This window comes from Paenibacillus mellifer, from assembly GCF_023195895.1.
Lineage (GTDB): Bacteria > Bacillota > Bacilli > Paenibacillales > Paenibacillaceae > Fontibacillus > Fontibacillus mellifer.
Window position 1 is genome coordinate 113,978 of record NZ_JALPRK010000015.1, and the last position, 13,269, is coordinate 127,246.

At 53.5% G+C, this 13,269-nt stretch carries 11 protein-coding genes; 8 read left to right on the plus strand and 3 right to left on the minus strand.

Features of this window, described 5'->3' with window-relative positions; genetic code table 11:
* Positions 1–49: 49 nt before the first annotated feature.
* Positions 50–655, minus strand: a complete 606-nt coding sequence (locus M0651_RS16065; protein ID WP_248552749.1) for a TetR/AcrR family transcriptional regulator — start codon at positions 653–655, stop codon at positions 50–52.
* Positions 656–872: 217 nt separating this feature from the next.
* On the opposite strand from M0651_RS16065, the gene M0651_RS16070 reads away from it, so the two are divergent.
* Positions 873–2,369: an MDR family MFS transporter gene (locus tag M0651_RS16070; protein ID WP_248552750.1), complete on the plus strand. Its 1,497-nt coding sequence runs from the start codon at positions 873–875 to the stop codon at positions 2,367–2,369.
* Positions 2,370–2,436: 67 nt separating this feature from the next.
* Here the strand turns inward: M0651_RS16070 and M0651_RS16075 are convergent, their stop codons facing one another.
* A complete protein-coding gene (locus M0651_RS16075) occupies positions 2,437–3,339 on the minus strand; it encodes an SDR family oxidoreductase (RefSeq protein WP_248552751.1) in 903 nt (300 codons plus the stop codon).
* A 221-nt stretch (positions 3,340–3,560) separates the two neighbouring features.
* On the opposite strand from M0651_RS16075, the gene M0651_RS16080 reads away from it, so the two are divergent.
* The 4 genes from M0651_RS16080 to M0651_RS16095 all read left to right on the plus strand — a co-directional run bounded on the left by M0651_RS16080 (position 3,561) and on the right by M0651_RS16095 (position 8,882).
* Positions 3,561–4,568: a 2-oxoacid:acceptor oxidoreductase family protein gene (locus M0651_RS16080; protein ID WP_248552752.1), complete on the plus strand. Its 1,008-nt coding sequence runs from the start codon at positions 3,561–3,563 to the stop codon at positions 4,566–4,568.
* A 27-nt stretch (positions 4,569–4,595) separates the two neighbouring features.
* A complete protein-coding gene (locus M0651_RS16085; RefSeq protein WP_248552753.1) occupies positions 4,596–6,902 on the plus strand; it encodes a thiamine pyrophosphate-dependent enzyme in 2,307 nt (768 codons plus the stop codon).
* Positions 6,903–7,253: 351 nt separating this feature from the next.
* Positions 7,254–8,249, plus strand: a complete 996-nt coding sequence (locus M0651_RS16090) for an acrylyl-CoA reductase family protein (protein ID WP_248552754.1) — start codon at positions 7,254–7,256, stop codon at positions 8,247–8,249.
* A gap of 93 nt (positions 8,250–8,342) precedes the next feature.
* Complete coding sequence (locus M0651_RS16095; RefSeq protein WP_248552755.1) at positions 8,343–8,882, plus strand: hypothetical protein; 540 nt, start codon at positions 8,343–8,345, stop codon at positions 8,880–8,882.
* A 75-nt stretch (positions 8,883–8,957) separates the two neighbouring features.
* Here the strand turns inward: M0651_RS16095 and M0651_RS16100 are convergent, their stop codons facing one another.
* Positions 8,958–9,470 carry a MogA/MoaB family molybdenum cofactor biosynthesis protein gene (locus tag M0651_RS16100; RefSeq protein ID WP_248552756.1) on the minus strand — a complete coding sequence of 171 codons (513 nt, stop codon included), beginning with the start codon at positions 9,468–9,470 and terminating at the stop codon, positions 8,958–8,960.
* A gap of 154 nt (positions 9,471–9,624) precedes the next feature.
* On the opposite strand from M0651_RS16100, the gene M0651_RS16105 reads away from it, so the two are divergent.
* From M0651_RS16105 to M0651_RS16115, 3 genes are all read left to right on the plus strand, one after another.
* A complete protein-coding gene (locus M0651_RS16105) occupies positions 9,625–10,773 on the plus strand; it encodes a CobW family GTP-binding protein (RefSeq protein WP_248552757.1) in 1,149 nt (382 codons plus the stop codon).
* Between the two features lie 151 nt (positions 10,774–10,924).
* Positions 10,925–12,838: an OPT family oligopeptide transporter gene (locus M0651_RS16110; RefSeq protein WP_248552758.1), complete on the plus strand. Its 1,914-nt coding sequence runs from the start codon at positions 10,925–10,927 to the stop codon at positions 12,836–12,838.
* Between the two features lie 6 nt (positions 12,839–12,844).
* A complete protein-coding gene (locus M0651_RS16115) occupies positions 12,845–13,240 on the plus strand; it encodes a PqqD family protein (protein WP_248552759.1) in 396 nt (131 codons plus the stop codon).
* The last annotated feature ends 29 nt before the right edge of the window (positions 13,241–13,269 follow it).

The following is a 13,269-nucleotide window of genomic DNA, read 5'->3' on the forward strand; positions in this document are numbered from 1 at the left end:
AGCGCAAAAAGCGCTATAAATCGGCGGGTGGGCCGCCGGATTCGACAAGTTAACGAAGGGGCTCGTATTTCGCAAAATAATGCTCAAACAAAATATCGATTTGCCGCTCAACGGCCTCTTTGTCCGGACGGTTCTCCAAGTGTTTAATCTGCTTCGACAACACGAGAGGGAACAACACGGCCGCATTGATTTGCATCATCATGATATATAGAATTTCCGTATCGGTTTCGCCTGTAATTTCCTCCAGAGTGCCGCTGATCTTGCCGAATCCGGTCGTTTTCATAAAACTGGTGAAATCCTGCCGGGATTCGAAAGTAATCCGGCCTTTGCCCAGGACCTCATGTAGCATTCCGGGATAGAGAAGCACCGAATCCACATATTGTAGAAGAAACGCCTTTAATCGTTCTTTGGGATCAAGCGAGGTGTCGTCCAGAACGGAAAAGTTCGCTTGAAAGGAAGTCAGCAACATTTTTAAAGCTTCGTTGATTAAATTGTCTTTCGAGCCGAAGTAATAATTCACCAGGGCGAGATTCACTTTGGCGGCTGCGGTAATTTTCCGCAAGGTGACCTGATCGGCCCCTTCGGTCTTAATGAGCTCCAGAGTAGCTTGAATAATATTCTGTTTGGTTGATAGCCCCTCCGCACAATTGCTCATAATACCGCTCCTTTATGCCATCCATTCTTTCTACCCAGTATAACAAATAACATAATACGCTTTCACTCAAGGTGTCAAGGACTGGCAATGGGAACTTTAACCTGCTGATGATGAGCAACCGTGACATATGCCTTGACAAAAGCAGGGCATCCATTTAAATTTGATTTAAACATTGTTTTAAACGGTGTTTAAATCAAAGAGAAAGCTGAGTGAGAGGATGTCGAAAACTGTGGAAGGTTCGCTCGAAACCAAGGAATTTTCCATTCGATCGATTATCGCGCCGCTGATGGCCGTAATCGTCGGGATGATTATGGTGATCTTGGATAGCACGGTGGTTAATGTGGCCGTACCGAAACTGGTCGACTTCTTTGCTACCGATCTGAAGACGGTGCAATGGACGATCACCGGGTACACGCTGGCATTATCCGCTGTGATTCCGTTGGCCGGCTGGTTGACCGATAAATTTGGGGAGAAACGAATCTTTCTAATGACAATCGCGTTGTTTACGATTGGCTCGGTATTATGTGCCGTGGCGCAAACGCCGGAGCAATTAATCGTATTTCGCATCATCCAAGGGTTAGGAGGCGGGATGGTATCGCCGATTGGGTTTGCGATGGTGTTCAAGCTGGCGCCGCCCGAGAAGCGTGGCGCGGTGATGGGGGCGCTGGGCGTTCCGATGCTGCTGGCACCTGCGTTGGGGCCGGTATTGTCCGGTTGGCTGGTGGAGAATGTAAGCTGGCACTGGATTTTTCTAATCAATCTGCCGATTGGGATTCTTGCCTTTCTAATCGGGTTACGGTTCTTACCTAAATCCGAACGACGGGAAGCCCCGCAGCTCGATAAACTGGGGATGATTCTGGCTCCGATCGCTTTTGCAATGTTGACCTATGGAGTCAGCGAAGGAGGGACGAGCTGGACTTCGGCGACGACAATCACGGGTCTTAGCATCGGAGGCGTAGCGTTACTTCTCTATATCCTTGTTGAAATTAGACATAAGCAACCGCTGCTGGAGCTGCGGGTGTTCCGTTCGTCCCATTTCACCCGGGGGATCATCTTGGTCTGGTTCGCCCAAGCGGCGTTGTTTGGTTCCATGATTCTTACCCCGTTGTATCTGCAGCAGGTGAGAGGTTATAATGCGCTGGAGACCGGGATCTACTTACTGCCTCAAGCGCTAATGTCGGCTTTCTTCATGCCGATCAGCGGCCGCTTGTTTGACCGGGTGGGTGCACGGCCGCTGGCCTTTATCGGCCTTGGCGTCGTATCCACGGCGTTGTTCCTGCTGTCGCGAATCACGGCGGACACTCCGCTGGCGATGGTGCTCGTGCCGCTGGGTTTGCTGGGCGGTGGCATGGGCCTAACGATGATGCCGCTGAATACGCATATTCTTAACTCTGCGCCACGTCATTTGGTTGCCCGGGTTACACCGCTCATGACGGCCGCGCAACAGGTGATCGTCTCCTTTGCAGTGGCCGGCTTAACCGGTTATCTCACCTCGCAGATTACCAGCCATATGATGAAAGCAGCTCAAGGCGGAAATCCACTGGAAGCCTCTGCGTCCGGCTTCGGAGATACTTACTTCCTGGCCGCATGTATCGCAGCGGTTGGATTCCTGCTGACCTTGATGTTGTCCAAACCGAAGCAGCAACCCGATGCGGCCAAGGATCAAGCGGCCGAAGGGGCCCAAGCGGATCCCAGCTTGATGGCGGGACATTAAATCGAAGATGAAATGCAAAAAGCACTCTTTCCTTCCGGAAAGAGTGCTTTTCATTTACCCCAATGCACTAACTCGTAATCATCGCGCCGCCATTGACGTGAATCGTTTGCCCGGTCACGAAGCTGGAATCGTCGGAGGCTAGGAACACATAAACAGGAGCCAATTCAAACGGCTGTCCGGCCCGCTTCATCGGGGTTTCGAGGCCAAATGTGGACACGTATTCTGCGGAATAGCTGGAAGGGATCAGCGGGGTCCAGATCGGTCCCGGTGCCACGGCGTTCACGCGGATGCCCCGGTCAACGAGCGACAACGCCAGGGAGCGGGTAAAGGAGACGATCGCACCTTTGGTGGAGGAATAATCGATCAGCAGCGGCGCACCTGCGTAAGCAGTGATCGAGGCGGTACTGATGATGGTGCTTCCGGGTTTCAAATAAGGCAAGGCCGCCCGGGTCATATAGAAGTGCGGGAAAATATTGGTGGCATAGGTCTGGTACAGCTGCTCGGAGGTAATCGCTTCGATCCCCTTTGTTTGGGGATATTGAACGGCTTGATTGAGTACCAAGATATCGATTTTACCAAAATGATGCAGGGTATGGTGGATCACTGCTTGGCAGAATGCCTCTTGTCGGAGATCCCCGGGGATCAACAGGCAGCGTCGGCCCAACTCCTCAACACGCCGTTTAGTCGCTTGGGCATCCTCATGTTCATCCAGATACACGATAACCAGGTCTGCGCCTTCTTTGGCGAAGGCAATTGCCGTGGCCCGTCCGATACCGCTGTCACCGCCGGTTAGAATGGCCACCTTGTCCTTCAGTTTGCCGCTTCCGATGTAAGCGGGATTCTCCGATATGGGGGGCGGCACCATCAACGTTTGCAGCCCCGGTTGTCTCGGTTGATGCTGTGGCGGGAAGGTAATCGGCTGCTCCTCGCATACGGTTTTCGAGCTGTAGTAAGGGTATTTAGGAATCATTCTCTTAGGTCCTCCTGGTAGATCAGTTATACCGCTATCGTATTCAGTGCGTGACAGTGTGGTGTATTCGCCCAAACAAGAATGTCTATATGACTTTTGTTACATAAGTCACAACCCATCTATGATAAATTTTAAAATTAAGAAAGATATCTTTTTGTGTGATGTTTTGCACTTATTTACGTCGTGATGAACTCGCATTTGCGAAGAAGGGAGTCAAGCGCGTGGTACAATTACCGAAATTAAACGAGCTGGGATTTTTTGAAATCCGTTTGGAATCCATTGGGGGGCTGGGTGCGAACCTGGCAGGGAAGATGCTGGCCGAAGCCGGGGTTGAAGGAGCCGGACTGAATGGGGTCAGCTTTTCTTCTTATGGCTCGGAGAAAAAAGGATCGCCGGTCAAGGCGCATATCCGCTTCTGCGATTTAGATACGCCGATTCGCGATACGTCGCCGGTGGAACGCCCGCATATCGTGGGGATTTTTCAGGAGGCGCTGGCGAAGACGGTGAACGTAATCAGCGGGATTTACGAGGATAGTACGGTGCTGGTCAACTCGCGCAAAACGCCTCAGCAGTTGAAGGAGAAAATGAAGCTGATCGGCGGCACAATCGCGGTCATCGACGCCACCGGCATCGCGTTGGAAGAGAAGAATCGGGTGAATATGGCGATGCTTGGCGCGATGTTCCGGCTGTGCCCGTTTCTTGATGCGGAAACGATGAAGGACGTCATCCGTAAATCGCTGGAGAAGAAATATCCGCAAACGGTAGCTCCAGCCTTGGCGACATTTGAGCGGGGCTACAACGAGGTTGTATTTGAAACCTTCGCTTTGCCGGAAGGCGTCAGCATGCCGGCTTTCGTCCGGGCGGATACACCGGTGCTTGGATATGAAACTCAGCCGATCGGCGGGATCGTCATTAATCCGGGTAATAGCATTTTGAAGGACCTGAGCATATCCCGTTCCGGGATGATGCCACATTTTAAGGAAGAGACATGTATTCATTGCGCCCAATGCGACAACGTTTGCCCGGATAATTGCTTCGTCTGGGAGGAGCGTCCCGACAAGAAGGGCCGTCCGCAAATGTTCCTCAAAGGGATTGATTATCAATATTGCAAAGGCTGTTTAAAATGCATTCATGCCTGCCCGACCGACGCTTTATCCGGGGAGCGGGAAGAAGAGGGGTACGCTGACTCGCATCGCGTGCCGCATCTGTTCGATTTGGCGATTCGCTGATTAAGCGGGAAAGGTGGTATTTAGACAATGGCGATCGATTTGGAAAAAGAACGCCGCTCCGGCACCGTCGAGCAGCGTGTGGTTTACGAGTCGGGGAACGAAATGGCAGCCTATGCGGCCAGCCAGATCAATTATCATATTATGGGGTATTTTCCGATCTCCCCATCTACCGAGGTCGCACAATTCCTCGATTTGATGAAAGCGAACGGTCAACATGACATTAAGCTGATCCCGTCGGACGGGGAGCACAGCTCTGCGGGTATTTGCTATGGCGCTTCTACCGGCGGCGGTCGGGTCTTCAATGCGACAAGCGCCCAAGGCTACTTGTACATGCTGGAGCAGATGCCCGTCCAATCGGGGACACGGTTCCCGATGGTCATGAACCTGGTCTGCCGCTCGATCTCCGGGCCGCTGGATATTCACGGCGACCATTCGGACTTGTATTTTGCGTTGAACACCGGCTGGCCGATTCTGATGTGCCGCGATCCGCAAGCCGTTTACGATATGAACCTGATGGCGATTAAGCTGGCCGAGGATCCGGAAGTCCGGCTGCCGGTGCTTGTGGCGTCTGACGGTTACTTTACGTCCCACCAGAAACGGCGGGTACACACCTTCGCCAACCAAGAAGATGTCTTGAAATTTGTAGGCGATCGGCCGCCGGGCAATTTCCCGCATACGCTCGACCGCAACAATCCGATTACGGTTGGCCCTTACATGAATGAGCCGGACTACATTAATAACTGCTACCAGCAATCGGTCGCGATGTATAATGCGGAGCATGTCTTCGAACGGATCGCCGGTGAATATGCCGAATTGACCGGTCGCGAGTATCAAATGCTCGACCTCTATCGGATGGAGGACGCGGAAGTCGCGGTCTTCCTAATGAACTCGGCATCCGAGATCATCAAGGACGTCGTGGACGATTTGCGCCGCCAAGGCATCAAAGCCGGCTCGATCGCGCCAAACATGATTCGTCCCTTCCCGCAGAAGCAAATTGCCGAAGCATTGAAGAACGTCAAGGCGATTACAGTTGGCGACCGCGGCGATTCCTACGGCGCTTATGGCGGGAATATGGTCAATGAGATTAAAGCCGCTTTGTTTACGCATGGTAATCATACAACGCAGGTCATCAGCCGGATTTATGGCCTTGGCGGCAAGGAGTTTTATGCCGAGGACGGACATCACTTGTTCCAATTGGCCATTGACGCGGCGAAGGCGGGCCGGGTGGAAATCCCGTTCGATTACTACGGCCATACGCCGGGGGATCCGGAGAAAACACCGAAACGGGTGATGAATCCGCTGAAATTCGAAGACCTGAAGACCGGCTTGATCACGGTCACCAAGAATGAAGAAACCGGGAAGCTGGGTGTACGGATTCCGCCGCTGCGCGCATTGACGAAGAAGCCGAAGCGGATTGCACCGGGACATGGCGCTTGCCCGGGCTGCGGGATTTTCTCCGGTCTGGAGCTGTTCTTCAAGGGGATCGAAGGCGATATCGTCGCTCTGTTCCATACCGGCTGCGCGATGGTCGTGACGACCGGCTACCCATATTCGTCTCATAAGGCAACTTACATTCACAACCTGTTCCAGAACGGGGCGGCCACTTTGTCCGGCGTCGTTGAAATGTTCTGGGAGAGAAAACGCCGCGGTGAGCTTGATGAGTTAGGCCTCCAGGATGATTTTACGTTCGTGATGGTTACCGGCGACGGCGGGATGGACATTGGCATGGGGCCGGCAATCGGCGCCGCACTGCGCGGTCATAAAATGATCATTATCGAGTATGATAACGAGGGATATATGAACACCGGAGCGCAGCTGTCTTATTCGACACCGCTCGGTCATCGCACGTCCACGTCGAACATCGGCAAGGTCCAGAAGGGTAAGGCGTTCCAGCATAAAGACACACCGCAAATCATGGCCGCAACGAATATCCCTTATGTCTTTACCGGCAGTGAAGCCTATCCCCAGGATTTGGTGAAAAAAGCAGCCAAAGCCCAGTGGTACGCGCAGAACGAAGGCTTGGTTTATGGTAAAATACTGATAGCATGCCCGCTCAACTGGATCTCGCCGGACGATCAGGGCACCAATATCATTGATGCCGCCGTCAACTCTTGCTTCTTCCCATTGTACGAGGTGGAGCATGGGCAAACGACGATTACCTACAATCCGGAAGAGAAGAACAATCGCGTTCCACTGACGGATTGGCTCAAGACGATGGGGAAAACCCGCCACTTGACCAAGCCGGAGAACGCCGAAGCATTGGCGGAGTTCGAACAAGAAGTGGAGCGGCGTTGGAAGGTTCTCCAAGCCAAACACGAAAGTCCGTATTTGTAAAGAGTGAGATCAAGAAGACGTCTTATGAGCGTCTTAACGCCTCTTCGATAAGCTAACGGACACCAGGACCGTTATTTCTCGGTTTATGGGCTGTTTCCGATTCTAACGGACCGAGGTAACCTTATTTCAGTCAGAAATGGCTAAATCGTCGCCATGTGAGACCAATAAGGTCTCTGGAGTCCGTTACAGCGGGAAATAGCCGAGAAATAGACAAATAGAGTCATTTCGGTCCGTTAAGTTGCTCCATTAGCCATGATACGAATCCCGAAAGAAGCGGCATAGGGCCGCTTCTTTCGTTTCAAAACGGATGCAGGCTTCCGAAAATGAGCGAATTAAGGAGGTAATCACAGTATGGATCAACCATTTCGCGCGTTTCGCGTACACCAGGACGAATCCGGGTTCCGTTCGGGAGTTGAGCAATTAGACATCACGGCACTTCCCGATGCCGATGTGACGATCAAGGTGCATTATTCCAGTGTCAATTATAAAGATGGCTTGGCAAGTATTCCGGAGGGAAAAATCGTGAAAACCTATCCGTTTATCCCTGGCATCGACTTGGCAGGGGAGGTCACGGCCTCCCGTGATGCAAGATTCCAGCCTGGTGACCAGGTGCTCTGCACCGGCTATGGGCTGGGCGTCACGCATGAGGGCGGGTTCGCTGAGGTCGCCCGTGTGCCGGGCGACTGGTTGGTGGCGCTGCCGGAAGGGCTCACGCCCCGGGAAGCAATGGCGATCGGGACGGCCGGGTTTACGGCAGCGTTGTCGGTGCGGCGGCTGCTGGACAACGGACTTACGCCTGGACAAGGTCCCGTGCTCGTCCTAGGCGCCACCGGCGGTGTTGGCAGCATGGCCGTGGCGATCCTCAGCCGGCTCGGGTTCGCCGTAACCGCGGTTACCGGAAAGCCGGAGGCGCGGGAGAAGCTGGAGGCGTTCGGCGCCGCTGAAGTCCTTTCCCGTGAGGAAGCGGCTTCGGGAGCCAAAGGCGTGCTCGGCAAAGAGCGCTGGGCCGCAATCGTCGACCCTGTGGGGGGCGTGATGACCGCTGATCTGCTCAAGTCGGTGCGTTACGGCGGATCCGTAGCCTTATCGGGGCTGACCGGTGGTGGTGGGATCGAAACGTCCGTTTATCCGTTCATTTTGAGAGGGGTTAATTTGCTCGGCATCGATTCCGTATTATGTCCGGAGCCGCTGCGCCATCAGCTTTGGCAGATCCTCTCGGACGAGTGGAAGCCGGAGAAGGTGCTGACCGCAGGTATCACCGAGTATTCGCTAGAGCAGTTGCCAGAAGCCCTGAATACCGTTCTGGCCGGCAAAGCCGTCGGCCGCCAGGTCATTTCCTTAAACTAATCATCCATATGGTATAATTTGGGGAATGTTGAGACAACCTAACACCATCGGCTGAAGCTGGCTTACAAGCTTAGGGTAAAGGATGGGATGCCAATGAGATGGTGGAAGGTTGGATTGGGAATGGCCGTGGCGCTGTCATTGACAACAGGGTGCGGAAACCTGCAGCGGGTAGCCAAGGATGAAATGAGCAAATACAACATGCAAAGCTACCGGCAAGGAAACGAACGCCAACTAACGAGCGGAACAACGCTTAACACAGCGATGCTGCAAGCCTTGAAAGCGGAATGCGCACAGCGGGGGATTCGATTGACGCATGAGACTTATGCCGAAGGGCTGGATGGGAATATAAGTTACAGTTATTTTATCAACGGAGACGCGCGGCATTTTATTATTGTGCATGTGTTTAACAGCGAGCAGGATCGAATTCGTGAAATCTCCGAAATTTACGGAAGCGGAGACGGAAAACAGGAGATCGCCGCCTATTCGGTCGCGAGCCAAACTTCCGTCATATCTGCCAAGGGCAACACAGCCTTAGTCTATGCTTCAAGCGCACAGAAGGACAGTCAATACCGGGAAGAAATGAAGGCGGTGTTTGGCCAGCTACTGGAGCAAATGAGGGATCGTCCGGAGTAAATACTGCAAGCTTGCGACTAAAAAACCAACCGCTTTCCTTCGTTCCAGAGAACGGAGAGCAGTTGGTTTTTATTATTACTTCTTGTAGATCTCGCGCATGACATGACGCAGCTCGGGAAGAATGATTCGTTCCATCGCCAGCTTAACGGCGCCTTGTGATCCGGGCATAGAGAAGATAGCCATGTCGCCGATCGTTCCGGCAATCGCGCGGCTGAGGATGGCGGCCGAGCCGATATCTTCAGTAAAGCTGAGGTAGCGGAAAATTTCCCCGAACCCCGGCATCTCCTTATTAAGCAGGCTGCGCACGGCCTCATAGGTGGTATCCCGCGGGGCAATGCCGGTTCCGCCGCTCAGCAGGACGGCTTCAATCGTTCGGTCGGAGGCTGCCTCCCGCAGAAGTTGGCGAATGCCGTCATAATCGTCCTTTACAATGGTATAACGGGTAACGTGATACCCGTTAAGCTGAAGCAGCTCTTGGATCAGCCGGCCGCTGGTGTCGGTCTCTTCTGTTCGGGTATCCGATACGGTGATGACCAGGCATGATACCTCGTCCGGCGCTTCCATTCGGTGTTCATCGACGGATCTCATCGGTTCGCTTCCTTTCTTTGGATGTTATTTTCATTGTATCATGTTTGGCGGACTTGGGCTGTGCGGGAAATGTGGTTGCATGTCCTGTAAGGTTGGTGTAAACTCGCATTCGTATGTAATTGTGCTATAGATCTCAGGAGAAGAGGTGGGAAAAATGGTGACCCCCGTTTATATATTGTCCGGATTTTTGGGAAGCGGCAAAACGACGCTGCTCCAGCGGTTGATTCGTCATTGGATGGAGCAGGGACTTCGTCCAGCCGTGATCATGAATGAAATTGGAGAAGTGAACCTGGATGGTTTACTCGTTTCAAGCGAAGTGCCGATGGCTGAAATGCTGGGCGGATGCATCTGCTGCACCATACGCGGCGACCTTAGTGTACAGATGGCAGAGCTGATCGAAGGGGAGAAACCGGACTTGATCGTGATCGAGGCGACAGGTGCGGGGAATCCGCTGGAAATCTTCGATGCGGTAACCGAGGTGTCGCTTTATCTCAAATTGGATATTAAGCCGATGGTGACCGTCGTCGATGCCGCCCATCTGGCCGATTTACATGCGTCACAGCAAGGAAAGACATACCGGCTCATGGTAGAGCAAATCCGGTGCGGCTCTGTTCTGATCTTGAACAAAATAGACTTGCTTGAACCTGATCGTCAGCGGGAAATGTCGGAGTTCCTGCGCCGCACGAACCCTTATGCCCTGATTATACTGGCAGCGAAATGCGATGTGGATTTGTCGCTCTTGTGGAAGGCGGCGGATGGGCAGGACAATTCCATACCTACAATTCAACGCGGTGCAGCGTACATAGGGCACAACAGCGAAGCTGATCGGCAGTCGAAGCATGACCACGATGACAACGGCCATGACCACGAATGTGACCATGACCATGACCACGAGCACGACCATGACCACGAACACGACCATGACCATGACCACGAGCACGACCATGATCACCACGATCATGACCACCACGACCATGATCACGGCCACGCACACCCCCACGCGTCGCATGAACATGTCACCGTATACACGCATTATTTTGACGGGCCGGTGGACAGCGAGGATTTCGAGCGTTTTATCGCCGAATTGCCACGGGAAGTTTATCGCGGCAAAGGCGTTTTGCGGTTTACCGATACCGCCAGCCGTTTCCTGTTCCAATATGCCTACCGGGAAGCCGATTATTTGAAAATCACCCCTCAGGGGGACGTCCCCGACGTGGCTGTATTTATCGGTGAGCATTTCGACCGGAATGCGATCGCTCATCAGTTGAAAGAATTGGAACGGAAGCAAGCCGAACCCGAGTAAGGCCTGGGCTGAACTCGAAATTTCATATACAATCCGTTGAATTCGGCGAAAAAGGCGGATTGTATTCGGTTTTTCATATACAATCCGCTTTAAAAGCCCATTACCCGGGGTAAACTAGGACTGCTTTTTTCTTGAAGAGGGAGAGAATGACATGAATGAACAACAGAAAAGTACCGCGAAGTTCGTGCCGTATGTATCGGCTTCGCGTTCCCTGCCGGAGCTGACGGTCGTTGCCGTCGTGCTCGGGATCATATTGGCCGTTGTGTTCGCCGCAGCCAACGCCTACTTGGGACTCAAAATCGGCCTGACCGTCAGCGCCTCCATCCCGGCGGCGGTGATTTCGTTGGCCGTGCTGCGCGGGGTGTTCCGGCGCAAATCGATTCTGGAGAACAACATCGTTCAGACGATGACAACGGCTGGGGAAGCGGTCGCAGCGGGTGCGATCTTCACCTTGCCTGCGCTGTACATGTGGGATTTAAATCCTAGCCAGCAAATGGTCAGCTTTATCGTGCTGGTGGGGGGCTTCCTCGGTGTGGCGATGATGGTGCCGCTGCGTCGGCTCTTGATCGTGAACGAACATGAAACGTTGCCCTATCCAGAAGGCACTGCTTGCGCCGAGGTGCTTGTCTCCGGCGAGACCGGCGGCCGCAGCGCCCGGATGGTGTCGCTTGGCTTCGTTGTTGGCGGTTTAGTCAAAGCGCTGGGCGACGGATTCATGCTGTTCAAAACAGAAATCGAAACGAATGTCTTGCGCTTCAAGAACGCGGTCATCGGGATGGATACTTACCCGGCTTTGTTAGGTGTTGGCTACATCATCGGGCCGCGGATTGCTGGACAAATGCTGGCCGGTGGGATTCTAGCTTGGCTGGTGCTGATTCCGATGATCGGTTTCTTTGGGGCCGGCTCCGTGGGTGCCATCGCGCCATCGCTCACACCGATTGCGGAGCTGGATGCCTGGGGCATTTGGGGCGATTACATCCGTTACATCGGAGCAGGGGCGGTAGCTGCCGGCGGCCTGATTACCTTGGTCAAAACGCTGCCGATGCTATTCAGCTCATTGCGCGCTACGCTGAAAGGCTTGATGCAGCGCTCGTCCTCCAACGAGAAGACAACGATCGACCGTACCAACCGGGATATCCCCGGCGGATGGGTGTTTGCGATGATCGCTGTGCTGATCGTACTTCTGGCGTTTGATCCTATCACAAACGTCGGGATACTTGGCGCCATCGCTATCGCTTTATTTGGATTCCTGTTTGTAACCGTTGCGTCGCGGATCGTCGGCCTGGTCGGCAGTTCTTCCTCACCGGTGTCGGGGATGACGATCGCTACGCTGCTCATCGTTACCTTCTTGTATAAGCTGACCGGGATGTCCGGAATGACCGGCATGGTGACATCGCTCACCGTCGGCGCTATTGTCTGCGTCGCCTTGGCCGTAGCCGGGGACATTTCTCAGGACCTCAAGACCGGTTACCTGGTCGGAGGTACGCCTTGGAAACAGCAGGTCGCCATGATGATTGGGGTGCTGGTGTCCGGTCTTGTGATCGGGTTTATTTTGAACGTGCTGAATTCGACTTACGGGCTTGGCTCTGAGCAATTATCCGCGCCGAAGGCCGTACTGATGCGGTTGATCGTCGAAGGCATCATGTCGGAGAACCTGCCTTGGGATTTGATCTTTATCGGAGCGTCTGCGGCAGTCGTATTCGAATTCCTAGGCTTAAATTCGCTTACAGTTGCGGTCGGCATCTATTTGCCGGTGCATATCAGTACGCCGATTATGGTAGGTGGCCTTGTACGCTGGATCGTCGGCTTCTTCTCACGCAAGAACGAATCCCTGCACAAAAGCCGCGTGGAAACCGGCACCTTGCTAGCCTCCGGATTGATTGCCGGGGAATCGTTGATTGGCGTCGTGATTGCCATCCTAATCTGGTCCGGCGTGCAAATTCCGTCCAGTGTCGCCGTAACCACTAACACCTTACCGTTCCTGATCTTCCTAATCGTGACGTTCCTGCTGGGATTCATCTCCTTGCGCAGCAAAAATGGCATCACGGAAAACCATAAGGGGTAAACGACGATGAGAAAAAAACAACGTTCTGCTCAAGCACCTGATCCAAACTTGCTGGAAATGATTCCTCGTCTTCGGCCGCATCTGAACGTGGCAACAGGCGAAGACGGCAGGGCGGAATTGCTGCTTCCGCGTCGCAGTTGGCTGGAGAGACAGTCAGTCCGGTTTCTAAAACAACCGGCGGTGATTCACGTCCATATGGACGAGCTTGGGAGCGAAGTTGTGACCCGCTGTAATGGGACCCATACCGTAGGGGAGATCGCCGAGGCGATCCGTGCGAAGTTTGGGGAAGATGCCGAGCCGCTCATGCCGCGCTTGAGTAAGTTTATTGAGATCCTGGAAGCCAACGACTGGCTCATCTGGGAGGACGCAGTAAGCCAAGTTGCATTCAAGCGAGTGCCCTAACGTCAAAAAAACAACCGTTCCTTTAAATC